Source organism: Pseudomonas capeferrum (assembly GCF_000731675.1).
Lineage (GTDB): Bacteria > Pseudomonadota > Gammaproteobacteria > Pseudomonadales > Pseudomonadaceae > Aquipseudomonas > Aquipseudomonas capeferrum.
Map to the genome: position 1 here is coordinate 680,133 of NZ_JMIT01000002.1, position 21,884 is coordinate 702,016.

The window sequence follows — 21,884 nt, forward strand, 5'->3', positions numbered from 1 at the left end:
TCACTCAAGTGATTACCACCTGATCAGCCGCTGCCCCGCTGTCGCCTCTGGCCCCAGCCATTGCGCACCGCGCAGCAGCGGCGTCAGGGCGGCATCGGGCTGCAGCGCGAGGGTGACCTGGGCCTGTCGCCCCAGCAGGTCCGCATCCACCTGCAACTGATGCTGCCCCTGCTGCGCCAACTGCCCCAGCACATGCCAACCACCTCGGCACTGCACCTCGAGCCATCCCTGCCCTAAGCCCAACGACCAGGGCTCACTCAGCGCCAGGTCCGTGACACTGATACGCCCCTCGGCAGCCTGGCATCGCCGCCCCGCACCATGCACCCGCAGCGTACCCTGCCATTGCCCAACCAGGCGATAGGCCGCAGGCACAGTCACCTGCGCCGCTGTGGGCTGAACGTCAAGGCGCCAACGCCAAGGCCAGCCTTCAACCCGCACCTGCCAGGCCTGCCCCTGAAAGCCCAATGCCCCTTGGCCCTGCAAACGCCAAGGCTGCACGGCCCACTGCAATGGCCCGAACGGCCCAAGCTGTGTCGCCTGCCCCTGCCACAAGCTGCCGCTCACTCCCGTTGCCGGCAGGCCGAACCCACGCACCAGCCAACTGGCCGGCAGCTCTACCAGCAAGGTCAGGACAAACACCCACAGCAGCCACGCCACGCCGCCCCGGCTCATGGCCGCAGCACCAGGTCAAAACGCAGGCCGTTGGGGGCTTGCTCCAACCCCCACTGCAACGGTTGCGCGCCCTCGCTCTGCAGCGAAACGACCCAGCCCAGCAGGGCCTGCTCATCGGCCACCTGCCCCTGCATGTGCCAGGTCTCACCCTGTGCGACCACCTCCTGCAACTCGATGCGCCGCGCTTGCGCCGACTGGTGCAGACGCTCCAAGCTCAGCGGCGCGCCCCCCTGCAAATCTGCCGCCGTCTGCGCCAACCCCCGCCATTGGCCAAGCACGTGCCATTGCGCCAATCCTTCGCGTACAACCAGCACGCTCGACAGCAGCGCAATCAGCCCCCCGGCCAGTGCCAGGCGATGGCGCTGTACCCAGTCCCGGTTCATGTCGCCACCTCCAGGTCGAAAACCACACGGGTCGACGATGCATCCCCGTTCACTTGCACCTGTGCCCCAACAGCACTGGCCATCTCGCCCCAGGGCGGTGCGGCCCCCTCCCCCTCCACGCGCACATGCCAGCGCTGGCCGTCGAAGCGCACTGCTTGCAGGCGCCAGCCGGGATGCGCTTGCAACCAGGCCTGCAAGCGCCCCTGCAAGTCTGCCAACTGACGCACACGCAATTGCTGTTGCAGTTCGGCTTCGCGCAGGCGCTTGAGCGCCTGCGCCGCCTGCCGCGGCCCTGCCTGCTCGCCGGTCACGGCAAGCACCTGGGCTTGCCAGAGCTGCACCTGGCGCCATTGCTGGGCCAACCACAGGCCGCCCCAGGTGCAGGCCAGCAGCAGGCAGGCGGCAAGCAGCTGACGCTGCGCTCGCGAGGGGCCAACAAAGGTGCGAGGTCGTCGCTGCTCGAACAGGCCTGGCAGGCTGTCGAGCGGCGCCAACTCGTCGGGCCAGCGCCCCTCGAGCGGCACCCTGCGCAGTTGCGGCCAGGGTTCGACCCGCACATCGCCCAGCACATCAGGCCAGGCCAACCAGCGTTCGCCCGCGCCTTCGCTCAGCCCCTTCATCAAGCTGAACCCGCCCGGCTTCTGCCAGCACCAGGCCACACCCGGTTCAGGAGCAGGCAGCAACTGAAATTCAGCCCAGCAACACTCGACCGACACCCCCCATTTCACACACTGCCCGCGCCAGCCCTCCAGATGCTGACGTGCCACGGTCAGTAGCCGCACCTGCCCGGCTTCACGGCCCAAACATCCACACACCACCTCATCCGCGCTCTGCAGCAAGCGGTCTTCAAGCAACAATGGCCATTCTTCACGCCTGAGCCCCGGCGGTGCGGGCAACTGGAAGTGGCTGCAGTGCTCGGCAGGCACGATCAACGCCACCCGCGCCTGCAGGTTCGCCGGGGGCTCGCCCTGCCCCTGGCGCTGCGCGATACCGCCCTCGACCAACAGCCAGTCCCAAGGGCTGCCTGGGCGCAACAACAGCCAAGGCCGGGCCGGCGAACGTCGACGCCAATCAACCTTCATGAACGCCCCCAGGGAATAACGAAAGTGCAGACATACGGTGCTCCATCACGCTGCAGCTCCAGGCGCACACCACGGCCGGGGTGCGCCGGTTGATCGGAAGGCCAGGGTTGCCAGCGGCCGCCCTGGTGATACAAAACGTTCACCTTGCTCACCCCTTCAAGTTGCTCGCGCAACACCCAGCGCGCAGCAGTCGCGGCATACAGGTCGGCCGAACTCTCCAGCAACACACGCTGCTCGCGCGCCTCGAAGCGCAAGCGCTGGCGCTGTAGGCGCGACCCGCCTTCAACTTCAGGCAGGCCGGTGGCAGCCACCCACAGCAGTTGGCCGTTCGCGGGTTGCCAATCGAACCAGCGGCTGGCCAAGGGCAGACGCTGTTCGTACACCCGGCGCAGCACCGGGCTGTCGAGGCGCCGCTCCAGCGCCAGGCAAAAATCCAGCACCGAGGTTTGCTGGCTGCTCACCTGCAACCGCTCACGCACCTTCAGCCAGCCGTTGACCAATGCCGCCAGCATGATGCCGAGCAGCGCGGTCAGGGCCAGCGCGACCATCAGTTCGATCAGGGTAAGGCCTGCCTGATGCCGCTTCATGGGCGCTCCAGAAAAACACTGAATTGGCCAAGCGGCAGCCGCTGGTCGCGGTCGCCGAACACCTGCAGTTCGCCCCGGCGCAGGTCACGCACGCCGGTGCGGCGCAATTGCATCTGCCAATGGCACAGCTGGCCGCCCTGGCTCAGTTGGCCGCCCACCTGGTTGCTGGTCGGCCAGTACTGTTCGACGACGAAACGGGCTTGCAGCTCGCGCGCGCACAGCAGGCCAAGGCGGTGCTGCTGCAGGTTGTCCTGCACCGCCAGGCGCTGGCGCAGGACCTGGCTGGTGATCACCGCCAGCACGGCGGCAATCGCCAGGGCCACGGTCACTTCCAGCAGAGTGAAACCGCGCTGCTGGTGCTTCATGGCAGTGGCGCCAGCTGTAGCTTGCCATCGCGGCGCCAGGCCCATTGCTGGCTGCCTTTGGCCCAGTGCCAGCGCACCGAGCCCGGCTGAGCCCAGCCTTGCGGCGTGAACAGAAGATGCGGCTGCGCGCTGGCGGGCCAGTCCGGGCGCAGGCCCTTGGGCCAGTCGCCGAGCGCGACGGTCTCGACCACCCAGGCGTCGCCCTCGCGGCGGACAAACTCCGGCCGCTGGCCAGTCCAGCGCAACCCGCGCAACTGCCCGGCATGGCGGGCCAGGGCCGCCTGGGTCCGGGTTTCGGCCGCCAGGCGTTGCAGGGCTTGGTCGACATTCGTCTTGCCGCTGTCGAGCCAGGCCACGGCCAGGCTGGTCATCAACCCGGCGATGGCCAGCACCACCAGCAATTCGATCAGGCTGAAGCCTTGTTCACGGCGCACCCTTACAGCGCCCAGTTACCCAGGTCGGCATCCTGCCCTTCGCCGCCAGGCACACCATCGGCACCCAGCGAATAGACATCAACGCGCCCATGCTCGCCAGGCATGCGGTACTGGTACGGCGTCCCCCATGGGTCTTGCGGCAGGCGGCGCACATAGCCATCGCTGCGCCAGGCACGCGGCAGCGGCGCCTGCTCGGGCTTTTTCACCAGCGCAGCCAAGCCTTGCTCGTTACTGGGAAAACGCAGGTTATCCAGCCGGTACATGTCCAGCGCCTGTTCGAGTGTGGCCAGGTCTGCCATGACCTTCTGCCGCATGGCCTTGTCCTGGTTGCCCAGCACACTGGGTGCGACCACGGCGATCAACAGGCCGATGATGAAGATCACCACCATGATCTCCATGAGGGTGAAGCCACGCTGACGGTTACGACGATGCTGCATGGAAGTACTCCTTGTGTTCACAATTGCAGGCCCTGGTTGAGTTGCATGATCGGCAGCAGCACCGCCAGCACGATGAACAGCACCACGGCGCCCATCACCAGAATCATCAGCGGTTCGAAAAGCGCCATGGCGGTGTCCACCTGGCGGGCGAAGCCGCGCTCCTGGTCGTCTGCCACCCGTTCCAGCATGTCGGCCAGGGTGCCGCTGGCCTCGCCGCTGCCGACCATGTTCACCAGCAACGGCGGAAACTGTTGGCAGGCATCCAGCGCGCGGTGCAGGCTGGTGCCGCCCTGCACCTGCTGGCGCACCTGCTCCATGGCCAGGCGGATGCGCCGGTTGGAAACTGTCTCGGTGGCCACCTGCAGGGCTTCGAGCAGGGCCACGCCGCTGCTGCTGAGAATCGCCAGGCTACGTGCCAGCCGCGCGCTTTCCAGCACCTGCAACAGGCCGCCCACACGCGGCAGGCGCAACAGCAACTCATCACGGCGCAGGCACCAGTGCGGCTTGCGCAGCAGCCAGCCACCGAGCAGCGTCAGCAGCATCGCCAGGCCCAACAACCAGGGCCCGGCGTGCACCAGCCCCTGGCTCAAGCCGATCAGCAAGGCGGTTATCAACGGCAGGCTCTGCCCCGCGTGGGCAAACTGCTCGGTGAGCTTGGGCACCACGAAGGTCATCAGGCCGATCACCACGGCAAGCGACACCCCCATCAGCACACAGGGGTAGATCAATGCAGTACGCGCCTTGTGCTGCTGGCGTTGCACCTGCTCCAGGTGATCGGCCAGGCGCGTGAGCACCTGGGCCAGGCGCCCGGAGCGCTCACCGGCCTCGACCAGCGCACAGTACAGGCCGCTGAACGGCGCCCCCTGGCGGGCCAGGCTGCGCGCCAGCCCCAGGCCTTCAGCGAGCGAACCGCGCAAGGCCACCAGCACGCTGTGCAAGGCAGGCTGGCGCAATTGCCGCTCGAGGGTGGCCAGGGCGTCGACCAAGGGGATGCCCGCGCCCGTCAAGGTCGCCAGCTGGCGGGTCAGTTCGCACAGTTGCGCACGGCTCAGGCGCTGGTGGCGGGGTTGGCGCACGCCTGCCTCGTGGCGCTGCAACTGGCGGGCGAACAGGCCCTGGTCACGCAACAGCTGGCGCGCATGGCGCTCGCTGTCGGCCTGCAGGCTGGCCTTGTGGGTCTTGCCGGCCAGGTCGACGGCTTGATAACGATAGGTCGGCATGGCTCAGCCCTGCACCACGCGCAGCACTTCGGCCAGGCTGGTCTCGCCACGCGCCAGGCAATCGCTGGCCATGGCTACCAGGCTGCGCCGACGGTCGGCCAGGTAATCCTGCATGGCTTGCTCACTGGCGCCGTCGTACAGCAGCGCGATCAGGCCGGCGTCCAGCTCGATGAACTCGTACAGGCCCAGGCGCCCGACATAGCCACTGCCCTGGCACTGCTCGCAACCGACGGCGTGGTAACTGCTGCCCAGCGCACATAGCTCGGGCCACAAGTCACGTTCGGCGGTTTGCAGCGGCTGCGCCACCGCACACTGGCACAGCCGCCGCACCAGGCGCTGCGCCAGCACACCGCGCAGGCACGACGCGATCAGAAAGGGTTCGATGCCCATGTCACGCAGGCGGGTCACCGCCCCCACCGCACTGTTGGTGTGCAGGGTCGAGAGCACCAGGTGGCCGGTGAGGCTGGCTTGCACGGCAATCTGCGCGGTTTCCTGGTCACGGATTTCGCCGAGCATGATCACATCCGGGTCCTGGCGCAGGATGGCGCGCAGGCCACTGGCAAAGGTCAGCCCGGCGCGTGGGTTGATGGCCGTCTGGCCGATGCCGGCGATGGCGTACTCCACCGGGTCTTCGACGGTGAGGATGTTGCGGCTGCCATCGTTGAGGCTGTTGAGGCTGGCGTACAGCGTGGTGGTCTTGCCCGAACCGGTGGGGCCGGTGGACAGCACGATGCCATTGGGCCGCGCCAGGCAACTGCGCAGGCCGTGCAGCACGGCGGCCGGCATGCCCAGGTTGTCCAGCGCCAGCAGGCTGGCCTGCTTGTCGAGCACACGCATCACCACCCGTTCACCGTGAATGCCCGGCAGCGTCGAGACCCGCACATCGACCTCGCGCCCTGCCGCCCGCAAGGTGATGCGGCCATCCTGGGGTTGGCGTTTCTCGGCGATGTCCAGCCGCGCCATGACCTTGATGCGTGACACCAGCATCGCCGACAGCGCCCGCGGCGGGCGCAGCACCTCGCGCAGGTGGCCGTCGACCCGCAGGCGCACCACCAGGCTCTGTTCGAAGGTCTCGATATGGATATCCGAGGCACGCAGGCGCAAGGCCTGGCCGAACAGCCCGTTTATCAGGCGGATCACCGGCGCCTCGTCATCGCTTTCGAGCAAGTCCTCGATACGCGGCATCTCGCTCATCAGGCTGTCCAGGTCGACCTGGTCGCCGATACCTTCGATCAGCGCTGCGGTGGCCGCATCGCCGCCCTGATACAGCTGTGCCAGTTGTTCGTCGAATGCTGCGGGCTCCAGGTAGGCCAGCGCACTGGGCTGGCCATGCACCCGCAGCAGCTCCTGCAACACCTCGCTGTCGGCGTCGCGGCGCAGCCACAATTGCCAGCCGCCTTGCGCGGGGGTCATGGCCAGGCCTGCCTGGCGTGCCAGCCGATAGGGCAGCATCACCAGTTACCGCCGTCCAGGCGCGCCCGGCTGGCGGGGAACACCTGCAGCAGCGGCGTGGCGCCTTCAGCACCGGCAAGGTCCGGCAGCTGCAGCGGGGTGGTCTGCTGCAGGGTGCGGTACTTGCCTTCGCTGAGCCCGGCCAGGCTCGGCCCATCGCGCAGGATGCGCGGGCGAATGAAGACCATCAGGTTCTGTTTGGTGTTCTTGCTGGCGTCGGAGCGGAACAGGCGGCCCAGGTAGGGGATGTCACCCAGCAGCGGTACGCGCTGGTTGCTGGTACTCAGCTCGTCGCTGATCAGGCCGCCCAGAATCACCAGGCCGTTGTCTTCGACCATGACCTTGGTCTTGATCTCACGCTTGTTGGTGATCACATCACTGGCAGCGCTGGAGTCGGCAATCGACGAGACCTCCTGGACGATGTCCAGGCGCACGCTGTTGTCGATGTTGATCTGCGGTTTGATCCGCAGCTTGACCCCGACCTCCTTGCGCTCGATGGTCTGGTAAGGGTTGGCGTTGTTCTGCGTCACCGAGCCGGTGACGAAGGGCACTTCCTGGCCAACCAGGATCGACGCCTCGGCGTTGTCCAGGGTCAGCAAGGTTGGCGTGGACAGCAAGTTGAAGCCGCTCTTGCCCTTGAGCGCATTGACCAGCATGGCGAAGTTGAAACCGCCGCCGAAGTGGCCGATGCCGGCAGTGGCCCCGGCGGTGGCAGACAACAGCTTGCCCAGTGCCTCGGTGTCTTCGCCGGCGGCAGCACCGGCGATGTTGGCGATGTTCACCCCGTTGCTGCCGAAGTTGACGATACCGGCACCGAACTTCTCGTCGGCGAACAGCCACTGCACACCCAGCTCCTGGGCACTGCTGTCGGACACCTCGGCGATGATCGCCTCGACCACCACCTGGGCACGGCGGATATCCAGCTGCTCGACGATGGCACGGTAGGCGGCCAGCTCGCTGTCGGGGCCGACCATGACTACAGCGTTGGTGCCCTCTTCGTATTCCAGGCGAATGCCCGAGCCACCGGGGGCGGCCATCACCGGCCGGTCCTTGGCTTCGCCCTCGGCCACGCCTTCTGCCGGCGCCATGCCTTCCTGGCTGAGCCCGCGCAGCACCTTGACCACTTCACTGGCCGTGGCGTGCCGCAGGTAGATGACTTGGGTACTGCTGCTGCCCGCCGTCTCGCTGGGGCGGTCGAGCTGACGCAGCAGGCTGGCGATGCGTTCGAGGTTGCTGCGCCAGTCGGTGACGACCAACTGGTGCGCCGCCGGGTACGGGGTGATCACCCCAACCCGTGGGTCGATCAATGGCTTGAGTATGCCAAGCACCTGCTCGGTAGCGGCGTTGCGCACATTGAATACCCGGGTAGCCACGCTGTCGCTGCCTTCGCCCTGCTGCCCGGCAGGCTCCACCGGCACCGGTTCCAGGCGCGCCGCCTGGTCGGGGACGATCTTCACGCTGCCATTGGGCAGGTCGACGGTGGCGTAGCCCTGGGCGCGCAGTTGGGCGAGGAAGATGTCATAGATGGCATCGGCGTCGTGCAGGTCGACGGTGCGCACGGTGACCTTGCCCTTGACCCGCGGGTCGACGATGAACGTGGTACCGGTGATGCGCGACACGCTGTCGATGAATTCACCCAGCTCGGTGTCGACGAAGTTCACCTCGTACATCGGCGTGCCGTCGTCATCGAACACCGGCTCCTCGGCGCTCGCAACCGGCAGGCCCACGGACAAGGCCAGGCTCAGTGCAGCCGCCATGCAGTATTTAACAGGCATCGTTCATCCTTGCCGCTTGAGGCCGGTCACGGCGGGGCGTGGCGGCCAGGGCAGGCGTTCACGCCGCCCCTGGTTATTGAAAATCAGGCCATCGCTGTCGATGTCCTGCAGCACGATCCCCGGTGCCAGGCGCTGGCCGCGGGCCAGGGTGCGCACCTGTTGTTCGTAGCGCAGCACCACCACGCTGGCCGACAACGGCTGGGCCTTGAGGCCACCGAGGTAGTGCAAGGGCAAACGGGTGATGACGATCGCGCCGTCGTCAACGTGTGCCTGCCAGTGGCCGACCATCAACCCCGGCAGTTGCGTCTCGGTGGCCGGCGAGCGGCTGGCCGGTTGTGGCTGGCGGCCCAGTTGCAACACGCACTGTGCAGCGAGCCAGCCGGCCAGGGTCAGGCAGCCACCAGTGATCAGCCGCGAAGCGAAGCTCACGAAGCCATCTGCCGGGGGTGCCAGCCTGGGTGGCCCTGCACATAGCGCACTTCGGGCCATTGCAGCGCTGTCAGTTGCCAGTCAGGCGCCTGCCGTGCCAGCCAGGCCTCTACCCGCTGCCAGAGCGGCTCGCCGGCCTGCGACGCGAACTGCAGGCCAAACGTGCGGCACAACCCCTCGCTCGGCTGCAGGCCGCTGATGCGTTTGCCCTGGGGGCTGTAGCTGACTTGCCAGGCCTGGCCCTGCCAGCGCGGCAGGTCCTGGCTGTTGTCCAGCAGCAACGGGTCGCCAAACAGCTGTTCCGCGGCATTTTCCAGCACTTGCTCGACCTGCCGGGCCGGAGCCTCGACCACCGGGGCCGGGTAACCGCCGGTCAGGCTGATCAGGTGCTCACGGGTAATCGCTGTACCTGCCGCCAACGGGCAGTCGTAACGCAGGCCCGGCAGCAACACCGGCAGGCTGCCGTCATCGGCCAAAGCCTGATGCAGCAGGCGGTCCCAGCTGCCGCCACGGGTGTCGCGCCGCCACAGCGCCTGGGGCGCGCGGGCCAGCGGTTGATCGAGCCACGCCGCGTGGCCGGCGCGCTGTTGGTTCAACTGCGCCTGCAATTGCCCGGCACGCACCTGCGCTGCCGGTGAAAGCGTCTGTTCGAACGTCGGGAAGAAGCGCCCCTCGAACTGCCATTGCCCCGCCACCTGCTGGCAGCGCAAGCGAAACGCACCGCTGCCCCGGCAGCCGGCGAACAGCACCGGCACGCGGCGACCGCTGGCCTGGGTGGCCTGCACCGGTGTTGGCCACAGGTCCTGGCCACGCGCGCACAGCAACAGGTCGATGGCCGGCAGCCGTTCAGCCAGCCACAGCCCCGGCCCGGTACCGACATCGGCCAGGGCCACCACCAGGTCGGCCTCGCGCCGGGCCTGTTGGAAAACCGGCAGCAAGGCCTGATACCACTGTTTGAGGGAGGCTTTCTGGTCTTGCGCGTAAGGGTCGGTGACACCGACCACGGCAATGCGCGCGCCGCCCCGTTCGAACAGCTGCAGGGGTTCGAGCCCAAGGGCCTGGCGTTGTTCGTCAGCGAGCCCGGCGCCAAGCGTAGTGGCAGACGCCTGGCGGTAGAGTGCTGCGCTGCGTTGTGGCCAGAGCACGCGCTCGTCACTGCTGACCCGCGCTTCGCTGCCCAGCAGTTGGCTGCCTTGCACGCCACTTTCACCCTGGGTCAGGTAGGCCAGGCCGCTGCCATTCCAGCCTTGGCCGTTCTCCAGGGTCAGGCTGTTGCCTGCACCGGCCTCGCCACGCAGTTGCTCCAGCAATGCGCCGAGTACGGCATAGCCACCCAGGTTGGCCTCGTCGGCCCGGCCGGCATCGAGCAGTGGCGCCAGCTGCGGAAACGCGATGCTGGCGCTGGCACCGGTCATCCACGGCGCACGCCCGAGGTGGCTGACCGGCCCCAGGCGCGTCGCCGGGACCACAGCCCGGCCGGGTTGGCGGGCATCGAGGGTGTCGGCGACATAGAGCAAGTCCAGGCGGGCATTGCCACCGCGCGGCCCCGGCAAGGCGGAACAGGCGCCGAGCAACGGTGCCAAGGCACCGACACCCATCCAACTGATCACTTCGCGCCTGTTAACACTGCTTGCCATCGAACCCGCCATCCTTATCCACGTTCACGTTGGGCCCGGATGTTGCGGCGTTCGCATGACAGTTTGATGGCAGAAATCCGACAGCAATTCCAAATTGATCTGTCGGACACATATCTAAGAACCGACAGTTTTAAGCAGTCGTTAACATTTCTGCCAAGGAATCATCACACTTGCGCTCTAAAGTCGCGGTTTCCTTCAACTCAGCCAAACATAAGGACACCCTGATGAGTCGAGATACCGGCGACAACCTGGACCGGAACCACAGCGGCAATATGCCGATGGCCAACGTCATGGACGCCTACCTCAGCCGCCGCAGCATCATGCGTGGCAGCCTGGGCGCCGCCATCGCCATGATCGCCGGTACCGGCCTGACAGGCTGCTTCGACGGTGGTGGTTCCGATCACGATGATCCTGTCACCGAGCCACCGGTGACGGAGCCACCTGTTACCGAACCGGAAGTCCCGAAATTGGCACTGGGCTTCCAGTCCATCCCAGGTTCGCGCACCGATGCCTGTGTCGTCGCCGCAGGCTACAGCGCCTACGTGCTGGCGCCCTGGGGCACTCCGCTGAACAGCAATGCCAGCCCGTGGAAGTCCGATGGCAGCAACACCTCGGCCGACCAGGCCAATGCCATGGGCATGCACCACGACGGCATGCACTTCTTCCCGATCAATGGCAGTTCCGAAGACGGCCTGCTGGCGATCAACTTCGAGTACATCGATGCTGCCGCCTTGCACCCGGCTGGCCCCACCCTAGATGCCAACGGCAAGCGCCCGGCCGAAGAGATCCGCAAAGAGATCAACGCCCACGGCGCTGGCGTGGTGCGCCTGCAGAAGGTCAGCGGGCGCTGGCAGGTGGTCGACAACGACCCGCTGAACCGCCGCTTCACCACCGCCTCGCGCATGGAAATCACTGGCCCGCTGCGCGGCACCGACCACGTCAAGACCAAGTACTCCAGCGCCGGCACCCACTGCCGCGGCACCAACAACAACTGCGGCAACGGCTACACCCCATGGGGCACCTACCTGACCTGTGAAGAGAACTGGCCGGGCATCTTCGTCAACAAGGGCACCCGCCCCGAAGACCAGCGCCGCATCGGCGTGGGCACCTCCAGCGGCCAGTACAAATGGGAAAGCGCTGCCGGTGACAGCACCGAAGTGGCCGACGAATTCACCCGTTTCGACGTCACCGTCAAAGGCGCCAGCGCCACCGACGACTACCGCAACGAAGCCAGCACCTACGGCTACATCGTCGAAATCGACCCGTACAACAGCGCCACCCTGGCGACTAAGCGGACGGCGCTGGGGCGCTTCCGTCACGAAGGCTGCTGCCCGGGCCTGCCGGTGGCCGGCAAGCCGCTGGTGTGGTACATGGGCGACGACTCGAACAACGAGTACCTGTACAAGTTCGTCTCCACCGCCGTGTGGGACGCCGCCGACGCAAGCCCAGCCGACCGCCTGGCCACCGGGGCCAAGTACATGGACCAGGGCAAGCTCTACGTGGCCCGCTTCAATGCCGACGGCACAGGCGTGTGGCTGCTGCTCGACGTGGCCACTGCCACCACCGGCGGCAGCACCCTTGGCGCGCTGTACGGTGACCTGCCGGGTATCATCCTCAACACTCGCGGTGCGGGCGATGCCGTGGGCGCGACCCCGATGGACCGCCCGGAATGGACCACAGTCAACCCGCTCAATGGCGATGTCTACCTGACCCTGACCAACAACAGCGCGCGCACCCCGGAAAAAGTCGACGCCGCCAACCCGCGTGGCCCGAACCGTCACGGCCACATCATCCGCTGGCACGACAGCGACGATCAGCTGAGCTTCACCTGGGACATTTTCGTGTTTGGCGCCAACGCTGCCGGCACCGCCGACATCAACCGCTCCGGGCTGACCGAGCTGAACCAGTTCGCCAGCCCCGATGGCATGAGTTTCGATAGCCGTGGCGTGTTGTGGTTCGAGACCGACAACGGTGAGAGCACCCTGACCGATTACACCAACGACCAGTTGCTGGCGGTGATCCCGACGGACCTGGTGGATGCCACGGGCAAACAGGTGCCAGTCAACGCGCAGAACCAGGTGGACCTGCGGCGTTTCTTCGTTGGGCCGAACGGCTGCGAGGTGACGGGGATTGCCTTCAGCCCGGACAACAAATCGATGTTCGTGAACATCCAGCATCCGGAGAACTGGCCGTATACCGACAAGGCTACCGATGCTACCCCGGCAGGCGCTACGGTAAGGCCGCGGGCTTCGACGGTGGTGATTCAGCGTGATGATGGCGGGGAGATCGGCACCGCCTGACCGGGAGCTGGTCAGTCAGCCTTGCGCCGGCTGTACCGGCCCTTTCGCGGGCAAGCCCGCTCCTACAGGTACCCCACTGCTCTTGAAACCAGTGGGGTACCTGAGGGAGCGGGCTTGCCCGCGAAGAGGCCGCCAAGGTTCACCAGAGTATCGGCTCCCGGCTACGCACCCGCACCTGCTGCGCCGGCACGCGTGCGTGCCACTGCACCACCCCCAGCGCCTCGACCTGAAACGCGCTGCGCATCACCCGCCCATCTTCCTCGAACGACAGCTGCAACACAAAGTGCCCACTGTTGAGCAGCAACCCTTCGCTCAACCGTTCGAACGTCTCGTCATCCACCGCCCCCAACGCCTGGCGCAGCGCCGCCGCATCCACATAGCCTGACGCCGGCCGGCCACTGACGATGCGGCTGAGCAGCGAACGCGGATACCGCCCCTCATACAGGGCATCGAGCAACGGCAGATGCTCCAACCCCAGGGCATTGGCGTTCAAACGCCAGCCCGTGGTCTGCGGCAGGGCGCACAGCATCGGGTAGCGGCGCTGGCGCGTGGCGTCCGGCTCCAGCAGCAGGTTCAGCTCGCTGGTGTCGAGCATCGCTTGATTGGCTGCCAGGCGTGGGGGTTGCTGGCGCAGGTACTGGGCACTCTCGGCCCCCTGCAAACGCGCATCGCTGTCACTGTCGAGCCAGTCGGCCAGGCCGTCGACCAGGCGCTCGGCCGCCATGTCATCGCCCAGCAGGCGGCGCAACTGGCGCTCGGCACGTTCACCGTCGGCACCGAGCAAAGCGTTGACGTTGAAGCAGGCGTGCTGGTCGCGTACCCGTAATTGCGCCTGGCCTGCGCCAAAGTCGTAGTTCAGCGGCTGCCCACGCAACGCCTGCCAGAACAACGGGCTAAGCCGCCAGGCCGGGTCGCGCAGCGCCTGCTCGGCATAGGCCAGGCCGGCCTGTTCCATCGCCCGCACCTGCACCCGCTGGTGCAACAGGCGCACTTCATCGACCTGGCGCCGGCCATCCTCCACCAGCCAGGCCATACCTGCCGCGAGCATCGCCAACACCACCATTACCATCAGCAGGGCCGCGCCCTGCTGTCGTCTGCCGCCCATCCGCGTGCGCCTCTCATGGCCCGTAAAAGCGCCAGTCAACACGCCAGTTGTTGCAGGTAGATGGCAATCGCCCTTCCGTCATGTTCGCGTCATCTACGCGAGGCAGGATTACCCTTCCTTTTCATGGCCTTACAGGAGTGGTCGCAATGGGTGGCATTGGCATCTGGCAACTGGTGATCGTACTGATGATCGTATTCCTGCTGTTTGGTACCAAGCGCCTCAAGGGCTTGGGCAGCGATGTTGGCGAGGCCATACAAGGGTTTCGCAAGTCCATGGGCGGTGACAACGAAGCCAACCCATCCGGCCCGGCTCAGGTGCAGCAGCAGGCACCGCTGGCCGGCCAGGCTACGGCGCAGTCGCAAACGGACCGTCAGGCCTGATGTTCGAGGTAGGCTTCAGCGAGTTGCTGCTGGTTGGCATCGTCGCACTGCTGGTGCTCGGGCCCGAGCGGCTGCCGGTTGCGGCACGTACGCTCGGGCGCGGCCTGGGCCAGGCACGCAGGGCCATGCAGGGCCTGCGCGCACAGATGGAACGGGAGATCGAGTTGCCCAACTTCGACAGCGAGCCCCTGCAGCGCCTTGAACAGGAAATGCGCCAGGGCATCAGCCTTGCCGCACAACCGGCCAATGACCCGGCAACCGTCCCTGTGCCCAGGGAGAATGCCTCATGAGCCTCGCCGTGGACCCTGCGGCAGCGATGCCGCTGACCGAACACCTGCGCGAGCTGCGCAAGCGCCTGGTGCGCTGCCTGGCAGTGGTCGCGCTGGTGTTCGCCGCGCTGTTCCCCTTCGCCCAGCCCCTCTACACGCTGATCTCCGAACCGCTGCGTCGCTTCCTGCCGGAGGGCGCCAGCATGATCGCGACCAGTGTCACCTCACCCTTTCTGACCCCTTTCAAGCTAGCCGCAATGTGCGCGCTGTTCGTCGCCATGCCGCTGTTGCTGCACCAGGCGTGGGGATTTCTGGCGCCGGGCCTGTACCGCCGCGAACGGCGCATTGCCCTGCCGCTGCTGGTGTCGAGCATTTTGCTGTTCTATGCCGGCATGGCGTTTGCGTTCTTTCTGGTGTTCCCGATGATGTTCGGCTTTTTCGCCAGCGTGACGCCCGATGGCGTGGCGATGATGACCGACATCAGCCAGTACCTGGACTTCATCATGGCGCTGTTCCTGGCGTTCGGGCTGGCCTTCGAGATCCCGGTGGCAACCTTCATCGTGGTCTGGGTGGGGCTGGCGGATGTGGCAACGCTCAGGCGCAGCAGGCCCTACGTGATTGTCGGCTGTTTTGTGGTGGGGATGATTCTGACGCCGCCGGACGTGTTTTCGCAGACGATGCTGGCGGTGCCGATGTGGGTGCTGTTCGAGGTGGGGTTGTTGGCGTGCGGGGCATTGCACAAGCCCGCTGCCCACCCCTGAGCGAGGCGCTGATGCCCCGCGGCCCCGGAGTCACTTCCCGCTGCTCGCCTGAATAACAGCGATGCACCATGGCCATTTCCGACAACAACGAGAATGGCCATGAGCACAAACGACACCCACTTCACGCCGAGCTTCCAGAGCACTTACGCGCTGGAGCAATTGAAAAGATTTGCCCGCGCTTCGAATGAGTTGCTGTTCTCCCAGGTACTGTTACCGGTATTCGACGCGAACATCCCCGTTGCACGCCTGGAAGCATTGAGGGCTGCGCTGGCCGACGACACCGTGACCAACCCAGCGTTTAACATGGTCGACCAGGGCGAGTCGGTGGCGGTCTACGACTACCAGCGCCGGGTGATCGATGTGGACACGGGGGCGATCGAAAAAGCCCTCGCGCAACCGGAAACAACACCCACCCTGCTGATCGCGCTGATCGAAGCATTCGCCTTGCACATCGATAATCTGTTGCGCAATGACCTGGCCGATAGCACTCAAGCTGACACCGCTGCCGTGCTGCTGGAGGCGCCCGAAGGGTTGGCGACTCACTACGCCGCCATGCTGACGTACTTCGACCAGATCCCCGGCGACGGCGTGAGTTTTGCCCATTACACCAGCGCCGCCTACGACGGCCCGATCCAGTTGACCTTGCCGGCCCTTGAAGCAGCACCCGACGAACCGGAAAGGGGCACCCGACACAAGCGCTTCGCTGCCGAAACAGAAGACCATGGCGACGCAACGCATGCGCACGAGACCATCGAAAAGGTGGCCCTGACCCGCGTGGGCTTTACTGCTGAGCAGTGCCAGGCAATCTACTTTGGCAACTGGCTGCGTGATCATTCACAACTGATCGACCCCAAGATCGTCCGCGCGCCGGGTGCAGAAGCGAAATTCCCGGCCATGTTCACCCGACAGACACTGACCAAGCTGGTGGATTTTCTCGCGTTGAAAAAATTCCACGCCTTGCAGAACACCCCGCAAGGCCGCGAGGCCTATACCGTCACGCCTGCCTTGCTTGGGGTGTACCGGCCCTCGGAGCACATCGACAACCCCATTAACCTCGACGAAGCGCCGATCGACCCTCGCACCATTGACCCCGAGTTCGAAGCACTGGTGCGGCGCGATAATCCGCTCAATGTGCCGCACCCCAAGTATTCGGTAATGATGTATTTCAAGACTTCACTGCGCTATATGAGCAAAAAGCTCGACGCTGCAAAAGCCGAAGGGAAGACAGCCACCGGCATGCGCAACCTCGGTGAAGCACTGCATGTGCTCGAGGACTTGTTCGCCCACTCCAACTACGTCGAACTGTGCTTGCGCAAGATTGGCCATGCCGATGTTGCCGCGTGGTCCACCGACCTTATCGGGGCAAAACACCCGTGCCCCGTGGTAACCGGCCGGTTCAGCGGCTTGGACGTCATCGGCAGTGTGGCCGAGCCGTTGGCCAGGATCCTCTTCCCGACCAATTCCCTTGCCTTCAGGCCGATCGAGGCGGGGGAGCGCAGCGACAATGAACAAGCGTTGTCGATCTTGCTTGAGGGTAGCGATTATCCCGAGATGAAAGAGGCCTATGAATTGACCCTGCGCCAACGTGACATCGCCGCGCGCAACCCGCTGTTGCGCCTAGTACAAGGTGTCCGGTGGGCCCGGGACCTGCCACTGAATTCGGTCAACTTTGCAAAGAACTGGCTCATGCAGAAGCTGGCGACATGGGCAGGCGACAGCATCGGCCCCCTGCAGACCGCCTTCAACAGCGACCCGAATACCGACAGTGAGGCCATCGTTTCGCACTCGCAGCTGGCCAAGGACCACGCTACCCACCCCCTTCACGAGCTGGCAGCGTTGCTGGCGCAAGATGCCGTCGAGCGGGTAGCAAGAGCGATGAAAGAGGCATGGGAGGGTAATGCCCAGCGCCAACCCGCCTATCTGGCCAGCAGCTACTTCAGCCACCCGGGTGACAATACCTGGTACGAGAAAATGGCCAGAGACTGGGCCGCCGCCAACCCCGAAAAAATCGAAGAAGCCTGTAACCCTACCCGCCTGATACAGCGTCGCCAGCAAGAAATGCAAGCGTCACTCGATCGCTTGAAAAAGCTCGGTAACGACGACAACTATGCCCTGCAGCATTACTACGAAACGCTCAGTATTGCGTTCCCCCTCTAACGCAATCCCAATGAAAAGGCCCGGCAGTTGCCTGCCGGGCCTTTTCATTGCAGCACATCCTGCCACGTGACTGCTCAGAAGGCAGCCAATGGCCAGACTTCGTAGGCAGGCGTCTGATAAGGGTGACTTTGCTTGAGCGCGGCGACGACCTGGGTAATCAGGTCGTCGGCTACCACCAGCTCCACCTTCCACTCTTCCACCACCTCGACCTGCCCGGCTTGCCCGAGAAATGGCTGGCTGCCATCCAACGGGCGAAACTGGCCTTGGCCCAGGGTTTGCCAGGCGCAGTGGTCATAGTCACCGATGCGGCCGCCGCCAGCGGCAAACACAGCGGCCTTGACCACCTCGACATGGCTGGCCGGGACGAAGAAGGCGAGCTTGTACACGCCTTAGTTCACCCACACCCGCGCGTTGCGGAACATACGCATCAGCGCGGCATCTTCCTGCCACTCATCCGGGCGCCAGGAGTTCTGCACGGCGCGGAACATACGCTCCGGGTGCGGCATCATGATGGTCACGCGGCCGTCGCGGCTGGTCAGGCCGGTGATGCCACGCGGCGAACCGTTCGGGTTAGCCGGGTAGGTTTCGGTGACCTTGCCGTGGTTGTCGACGTAGCGCAGGGCCACGCAACCGGACACGTCGGCTTCCAGCAGCGCCGCTTCGTTGGCGAACTCGGCATGGCCTTCGCCGTGGGCGATGGCGATCGGCATGCGCGAACCGGCCATGCCCTGCAAGAAGATCGAGTTGGACTTCTGCACCTCGACCATGGCCACACGGGCTTCGAACTGCTCCGAGCGGTTACGCACGAAGTGCGGCCAGAACTCGGTGCCAGGGATCAGCTCGTGCAGGTTGGACATCATCTGGCAACCGTTGCACACGCCCAGGGCGAAGCTGTCGGTACGCTCGAAGAAGGCCTGGAAGGCATCGCGGGCACGGGCGTTGAACAGCGCCGACTTGGCCCAGCCTTCACCGGCACCCAGCACGTCGCCGTACGAGAAACCACCGCAGGCAACCAAGCCCTTGAAGGCTTCGAAGTCGACACGGCCAGCCAGGATGTCGCTCATGTGCACGTCGATGGCGGCGAAGCCGGCGCGGTCGAAAGCGGCAGCCATCTCGACCTGGCCGTTGACGCCCTGCTCACGCAGGATCGCCACTTGCGGGCGCACGCCCTTCTTGATGTACGGCGCAGCGATGTCATCGTTGACGTCAAAGCCCAGCTTGACCGACAGGCCCGGGTTGTCTTCTTCGAGCAGCGCGTCGAATTCCTGGTCGGCGCATTCGGCGTTGTCACGCAGGCGCTGAACCTGGTAGCTGGTCTCGGCCCACTGGCGTTGCAGCAGGCGACGGTCACCCTTGAACAGCGCCTCGCCGTTCAGACGCACGACGACTTCGCTGTTGTTGATCGGCTGGCCGATCACCGCAACGCAGTCTTCACCCAGGCCAGCGGCGCTGAACTGAGCCAGTACGTCTGGCGTGGCATCCTGGCGAACCTGGATTACCGCACCCAGCTCTTCGTTGAAGAGGATGGCGGCGGCTTTTTCCGGCTTGCTGGTCAGCGTGTCCAGCTCCAGGTCGAGGCCGCAATGGCCGGCGAAGGCCATTTCCAGCACGGTGGTCATCAGGCCACCGTCGGAACGGTCGTGGTAGGCCAACAGGTGGCCATCGGCGTTGAGGCCCTGGATCACGGCGAAGAAGGCCTTGAGGTCTTCGGCATCGTCGACGTCCGGTGCGGCACTGGCCAACTTGCCGTGGGTCTGCGCCAGGATCGAGGCGCCCATGCGGTTCTGGCCGCGGCCCAGGTCGATCAGGACCAGGTCGGTTTCGCCCTTGTCCATGCGCAGTTGCGGGGTCAGGGTTTTACGGATGTCGGTGACCGGGGCGAAGCCAGTGATGATCAGCGACATCGGCGAGGTCACGCTCTTCTCGACACCGTCTTCGCTCCACTTGGTCTTCATCGACATCGAGTCTTTACCGACCGGGATGGTGATACCCAGCTCAGGGCACAGCTCCATGCCCACGGCCTTGACCGTGTCGTACAGACGGGCATCTTCACCGGGGTGGCCGGCGGCGGACATCCAGTTGGCCGACAGTTTGATGTCGGACAGTTTTTCGATCTGCGAGGCCGCCAGGTTGGTCAGGGTTTCGCCGATGGCCATGCGGCCGGACGCCGGGGCGTCAAGCAGGGCCAGCGGGGTGCGCTCACCCATGGCCATGGCTTCACCGGTGTAGACGTCGAAGCTGGTCGCGGTAACGGCGCAGTCGGCCACCGGCACCTGCCATGGGCCAACCATCTGGTCACGGGCTACCAGGCCAGTGATGGTGCGGTCGCCGATGGTGATCAGGAAGCTCTTGCTGGCCACCGCTGGGTGGTGCAGCACGCGCTCGACGGAATCGGCCAGCGACAGGGTGCTTGGGTCGAACTCATCGCCAAGCTCGGCTTCGCGGGTGACCGAGCGGTGCATGCGCGGCGGCTTGCCCAGCAACACGTCCAGCGGCATGTCTACCGGGGTGTTGGCGAAGTGGCTGTCGGTCACGGTCAGGTGCGGCTCTTCAGTCGCCTCGCCGACCACGGCGAACGGGCAACGCTCGCGCTCACAGATGGCCTGGAAGCGGTCGAAGTCGACGGCGCTGACGGCCAGCACGTAACGCTCCTGCGATTCGTTGCTCCAGATTTCGTGCGGGGCCATGCCCGGCTCGTCGTTGGGCACGTTGCGCAGTTCGAAGCGGCCACCACGGCCACCGTCGTTGACCAGCTCAGGGAAGGCGTTGGAAATACCACCCGCGCCGACGTCGTGGATGAAGGCGATCGGGTTCTTGTCACCCAGCTGCCAGCAGCGGTCGATGACCTCTTGGCAACGGCGCTCCATTTCCGGGTTTTCGCGCTGTACCGAGGCGAAGTCCAGGTCGGCGGAGCTGGCGCCGGTGGCGACCGACGAAGCCGCACCGCCACCCAGACCAATCAGCATGGCCGGGCCGCCGAGCACGATCAGCTTGGCGCCGACGGTGATCTCGGCCTTCTGCACGTGCTCTTCACGGATGTTGCCCATGCCGCCGGCGAGCATGATCGGCTTGTGGTAGCCGCGCACTTCTTCGCCGTGGGGGGTGTTGATCGCCTGCTCGAAGGTACGGAAGTAACCGGTCAGGGCCGGGCGACCGAATTCGTTGTTGAACGCAGCGCCACCCAGTGGGCCTTCGACCATGATGTCGAGGGCGTCGACGATGCGCTCAGGCTTGCCGTACGCCTGCTCCCATGGCTGCTCGAAGCCCGGGATGCGCAGGTTGGACACGGTGAAGCCGGTCAGGCCAGCCTTGGGCTTGGCGCCACGGCCGGTGGCGCCTTCGTCGCGGATTTCGCCGCCGGAGCCGGTGGAGGCACCGGAGAACGGCGCGATGGCGGTCGGGTGGTTGTGCGTCTCGACCTTCATCAGGATGTGCACCGGCTCCTGCACCGCGCCGTACTGGCGGGTTTCAGGGTTCGGGAAGAAACGGCCGGCAACGTTGCCGACGATCACCGAGGCGTTGTCCTTGTACGCAGACAGCACGCCTTCGCTGTGCATCTGGTAGGTGTTCTTGATCATGCCAAACAGGCTTTTTTCCTGCGCCTGGCCGTCGATGTCCCAACTGGCGTTGAAGATCTTGTGGCGGCAGTGCTCGGAGTTGGCCTGGGCGAACATCATCAGTTCGATGTCGTTCGGGTTGCGCTTGAGCCCCTGGAAGGCGTTGACCAGGTAGTCGATCTCGTCTTCGGCCAGGGCCAGGCCCAAGTCGACGTTGGCCTTGGCCAGCGCATCGCGGCCACCGGCGAGGATATCGACCGAGGTCATCGGCTTGGGCTGGGCGTGGCTGAACAGGTCGGAAGCCTGCTCCAGCTGGGCCAGCACGCGCTGGGTCATGCGGTCGTGCAGCTCGGCGGCGACGGCCTGTGCGTCGGCCTCGCTCAGGTTGCCGGCTACGTAGTAGGCGATGCCGCGCTCGAGGCGCTGGATCGACTGCAGGCCGCAGTTGTGGGCGATGTCGCTGGCCTTGCTGGCCCAGGGCGAAATGGTGCCCAGGCGCGGCACGACCAGGAACAGGCGGCCGGTCGGCTCCTGTACCGGCACGCTCGGGCCGTACTTGAGCAGACGGCCCAGCACCTGCTGCTGGTCGGCGGTCAGCTCGCCATCGACATCGGCGAAGTGGGCGAATTCGGCATACAAACCAGTAACAGCGGGGACTTTCTGGCTCAGTTGCTCGAGTAATTTACCGTGGCGAAAGGCAGAAAGGGCAGGAGCGCCGCGCAGGATCAACATCGTCGGGACAGCCTCAGGAAGGGGTGTGCTTAGAGGCCGTGCATTCTAGCCTAATTCCGCGGCTTTAGGCACCCGCCAGAGGGCAATGCTGCCGGGCGGTGGAACCGGACTTCGGGGTCAAAAAAAATCACGTGTTTGCTGAGGGTTTGG

At 65.5% G+C, this 21,884-nt stretch carries 20 protein-coding genes; 5 read left to right on the forward strand and 15 right to left on the reverse strand.

Going from position 1 to position 21,884, the window contains the following annotated elements; genetic code table 11:
* Nucleotides 1-12: 12 nt before the first annotated feature.
* From PC358_RS15610 to PC358_RS15665, 12 genes are read right to left on the reverse strand one after another with little or no spacing between them, the layout of a single operon-like run.
* Nucleotides 13-672 carry a general secretion pathway protein GspN gene (locus tag PC358_RS15610; RefSeq protein WP_033700974.1) on the reverse strand — a complete coding sequence of 220 codons (660 nt, stop codon included), beginning with the start codon at nucleotides 670-672 and terminating at the stop codon, nucleotides 13-15.
* The gene (gene gspM, locus PC358_RS15615) at nucleotides 669-1,055 is read right to left on the reverse strand and encodes a type II secretion system protein GspM (protein WP_033700976.1); all 387 of its coding nucleotides are present in this window, start codon (nucleotides 1,053-1,055) and stop codon (nucleotides 669-671) included. The genes PC358_RS15610 and gspM overlap by 4 nt, the downstream gene beginning before the upstream one ends.
* The gene (locus PC358_RS15620; RefSeq protein ID WP_033700977.1) at nucleotides 1,052-2,137 is read right to left on the reverse strand and encodes a GspL/Epsl periplasmic domain-containing protein; all 1,086 of its coding nucleotides are present in this window, start codon (nucleotides 2,135-2,137) and stop codon (nucleotides 1,052-1,054) included. The genes gspM and PC358_RS15620 overlap by 4 nt, the downstream gene beginning before the upstream one ends.
* A complete protein-coding gene (locus PC358_RS15625; RefSeq protein ID WP_033700980.1) occupies nucleotides 2,134-2,724 on the reverse strand; it encodes a type II secretion system protein in 591 nt (196 codons plus the stop codon). The genes PC358_RS15620 and PC358_RS15625 overlap by 4 nt, the downstream gene beginning before the upstream one ends.
* The gene (locus tag PC358_RS15630) at nucleotides 2,721-3,089 is read right to left on the reverse strand and encodes a type II secretion system protein GspI (protein ID WP_033700981.1); all 369 of its coding nucleotides are present in this window, start codon (nucleotides 3,087-3,089) and stop codon (nucleotides 2,721-2,723) included. The genes PC358_RS15625 and PC358_RS15630 overlap by 4 nt, the downstream gene beginning before the upstream one ends.
* The gene (gene gspH, locus PC358_RS15635) at nucleotides 3,086-3,523 is read right to left on the reverse strand and encodes a type II secretion system minor pseudopilin GspH (RefSeq protein ID WP_033700982.1); all 438 of its coding nucleotides are present in this window, start codon (nucleotides 3,521-3,523) and stop codon (nucleotides 3,086-3,088) included. Before gspH ends, PC358_RS15630 begins: the two co-directional genes overlap by 4 nt.
* A 2-nt stretch (nucleotides 3,524-3,525) precedes the next feature.
* A complete protein-coding gene (gspG, locus tag PC358_RS15640; protein WP_033700983.1) occupies nucleotides 3,526-3,960 on the reverse strand; it encodes a type II secretion system major pseudopilin GspG in 435 nt (144 codons plus the stop codon).
* 17 nt (nucleotides 3,961-3,977) lie between these two features.
* A complete protein-coding gene (gene gspF, locus PC358_RS15645) occupies nucleotides 3,978-5,180 on the reverse strand; it encodes a type II secretion system inner membrane protein GspF (protein ID WP_033700984.1) in 1,203 nt (400 codons plus the stop codon).
* 3 nt (nucleotides 5,181-5,183) lie between these two features.
* A complete protein-coding gene (locus tag PC358_RS15650; RefSeq protein WP_033700986.1) occupies nucleotides 5,184-6,632 on the reverse strand; it encodes a GspE/PulE family protein in 1,449 nt (482 codons plus the stop codon).
* A complete protein-coding gene (gspD, locus tag PC358_RS15655; RefSeq protein WP_033700988.1) occupies nucleotides 6,632-8,389 on the reverse strand; it encodes a type II secretion system secretin GspD in 1,758 nt (585 codons plus the stop codon). The genes PC358_RS15650 and gspD overlap by 1 nt, the downstream gene beginning before the upstream one ends.
* 21 nt (nucleotides 8,390-8,410) lie before the next feature.
* Nucleotides 8,411-8,836 (reverse strand): pilus assembly protein PilZ, encoded by a 426-nt coding sequence (locus PC358_RS15660; RefSeq protein WP_033700989.1) that lies wholly within the window; start codon nucleotides 8,834-8,836, stop codon nucleotides 8,411-8,413.
* Nucleotides 8,833-10,473 carry a bifunctional UDP-sugar hydrolase/5'-nucleotidase gene (locus PC358_RS15665; protein WP_033700990.1) on the reverse strand — a complete coding sequence of 547 codons (1,641 nt, stop codon included), beginning with the start codon at nucleotides 10,471-10,473 and terminating at the stop codon, nucleotides 8,833-8,835. The genes PC358_RS15660 and PC358_RS15665 overlap by 4 nt, the downstream gene beginning before the upstream one ends.
* A gap of 224 nt (nucleotides 10,474-10,697) precedes the next feature.
* On the opposite strand from PC358_RS15665, the gene PC358_RS15670 reads away from it, so the two are divergent.
* Nucleotides 10,698-12,773: a PhoX family protein gene (locus PC358_RS15670; RefSeq protein WP_033700991.1), complete on the forward strand. Its 2,076-nt coding sequence runs from the start codon at nucleotides 10,698-10,700 to the stop codon at nucleotides 12,771-12,773.
* Nucleotides 12,774-12,912: 139 nt separating this feature from the next.
* On the opposite strand, the gene gspK is transcribed toward PC358_RS15670, so the two are convergent.
* On the reverse strand, nucleotides 12,913-13,878 hold the full coding sequence (gspK, locus tag PC358_RS15675) for a type II secretion system minor pseudopilin GspK (RefSeq protein ID WP_033700992.1): 966 nt from the start codon (nucleotides 13,876-13,878) through the stop codon (nucleotides 12,913-12,915).
* Between the two features lie 146 nt (nucleotides 13,879-14,024).
* On the opposite strand from gspK, the gene tatA reads away from it, so the two are divergent.
* From tatA to PC358_RS15695, 4 genes are all read left to right on the forward strand, one after another.
* A complete protein-coding gene (gene tatA, locus PC358_RS15680) occupies nucleotides 14,025-14,258 on the forward strand; it encodes a twin-arginine translocase TatA/TatE family subunit (protein ID WP_033700993.1) in 234 nt (77 codons plus the stop codon).
* The gene (gene tatB, locus PC358_RS15685; RefSeq protein WP_033700994.1) at nucleotides 14,258-14,548 is read left to right on the forward strand and encodes a Sec-independent protein translocase protein TatB; all 291 of its coding nucleotides are present in this window, start codon (nucleotides 14,258-14,260) and stop codon (nucleotides 14,546-14,548) included. Before tatA ends, tatB begins: the two co-directional genes overlap by 1 nt.
* Entirely contained in the window at nucleotides 14,545-15,288 is a 744-nt protein-coding gene (tatC, locus tag PC358_RS15690) for a twin-arginine translocase subunit TatC (RefSeq protein WP_033700995.1), read from the forward strand. Before tatB ends, tatC begins: the two co-directional genes overlap by 4 nt.
* Before the next feature lie 99 nt (nucleotides 15,289-15,387).
* Nucleotides 15,388-17,445, forward strand: a complete 2,058-nt coding sequence (locus PC358_RS15695) for an HET-C-related protein (RefSeq protein ID WP_050506130.1) — start codon at nucleotides 15,388-15,390, stop codon at nucleotides 17,443-17,445.
* Between the two features lie 74 nt (nucleotides 17,446-17,519).
* On the opposite strand, the gene PC358_RS15700 is transcribed toward PC358_RS15695, so the two are convergent.
* Complete coding sequence (locus PC358_RS15700; protein WP_033700996.1) at nucleotides 17,520-17,831, reverse strand: YqfO family protein; 312 nt, start codon at nucleotides 17,829-17,831, stop codon at nucleotides 17,520-17,522.
* Nucleotides 17,832-17,834: 3 nt separating this feature from the next.
* Nucleotides 17,835-21,734 carry a phosphoribosylformylglycinamidine synthase gene (gene purL / locus PC358_RS15705; RefSeq protein WP_033700999.1) on the reverse strand — a complete coding sequence of 1,300 codons (3,900 nt, stop codon included), beginning with the start codon at nucleotides 21,732-21,734 and terminating at the stop codon, nucleotides 17,835-17,837.
* Nucleotides 21,735-21,884 lie beyond the last annotated feature (150 nt).

What these genes read in the sequence shown, in the direction of transcription:
- PC358_RS15610 (WP_033700974.1), bottom strand. Translation starts at nt 672, where the DNA reads ATGAGCCGGGGCGGCGTGGCGTGGCTGCTGTGGGTGTTTGTCCTGACC.
- gspM (WP_033700976.1), bottom strand. Translation starts at nt 1,055, where the DNA reads ATGAACCGGGACTGGGTACAGCGCCATCGCCTGGCACTGGCCGGGGGG.
- PC358_RS15620 (WP_033700977.1), bottom strand. Translation starts at nt 2,137, where the DNA reads ATGAAGGTTGATTGGCGTCGACGTTCGCCGGCCCGGCCTTGGCTGTTG.
- PC358_RS15625 (WP_033700980.1), bottom strand. Translation starts at nt 2,724, where the DNA reads ATGAAGCGGCATCAGGCAGGCCTTACCCTGATCGAACTGATGGTCGCG.
- PC358_RS15630 (WP_033700981.1), bottom strand. Translation starts at nt 3,089, where the DNA reads ATGAAGCACCAGCAGCGCGGTTTCACTCTGCTGGAAGTGACCGTGGCC.
- gspG (WP_033700983.1), bottom strand. Translation starts at nt 3,960, where the DNA reads ATGCAGCATCGTCGTAACCGTCAGCGTGGCTTCACCCTCATGGAGATC.
- gspF (WP_033700984.1), bottom strand. Translation starts at nt 5,180, where the DNA reads ATGCCGACCTATCGTTATCAAGCCGTCGACCTGGCCGGCAAGACCCAC.
- PC358_RS15650 (WP_033700986.1), bottom strand. Translation starts at nt 6,632, where the DNA reads ATGCTGCCCTATCGGCTGGCACGCCAGGCAGGCCTGGCCATGACCCCC.
- gspD (WP_033700988.1), bottom strand. Translation starts at nt 8,389, where the DNA reads ATGGCGGCTGCACTGAGCCTGGCCTTGTCCGTGGGCCTGCCGGTTGCG.
- PC358_RS15665 (WP_033700990.1), bottom strand. Translation starts at nt 10,473, where the DNA reads ATGGCAAGCAGTGTTAACAGGCGCGAAGTGATCAGTTGGATGGGTGTC.
- PC358_RS15670 (WP_033700991.1), top strand. Translation starts at nt 10,698, where the DNA reads ATGAGTCGAGATACCGGCGACAACCTGGACCGGAACCACAGCGGCAAT.
- gspK (WP_033700992.1), bottom strand. Translation starts at nt 13,878, where the DNA reads ATGGGCGGCAGACGACAGCAGGGCGCGGCCCTGCTGATGGTAATGGTG.
- tatA (WP_033700993.1), top strand. Translation starts at nt 14,025, where the DNA reads ATGGGTGGCATTGGCATCTGGCAACTGGTGATCGTACTGATGATCGTA.
- tatB (WP_033700994.1), top strand. Translation starts at nt 14,258, where the DNA reads ATGTTCGAGGTAGGCTTCAGCGAGTTGCTGCTGGTTGGCATCGTCGCA.
- tatC (WP_033700995.1), top strand. Translation starts at nt 14,545, where the DNA reads ATGAGCCTCGCCGTGGACCCTGCGGCAGCGATGCCGCTGACCGAACAC.
- PC358_RS15695 (WP_050506130.1), top strand. Translation starts at nt 15,388, where the DNA reads ATGAGCACAAACGACACCCACTTCACGCCGAGCTTCCAGAGCACTTAC.
- purL (WP_033700999.1), bottom strand. Translation starts at nt 21,734, where the DNA reads ATGTTGATCCTGCGCGGCGCTCCTGCCCTTTCTGCCTTTCGCCACGGT.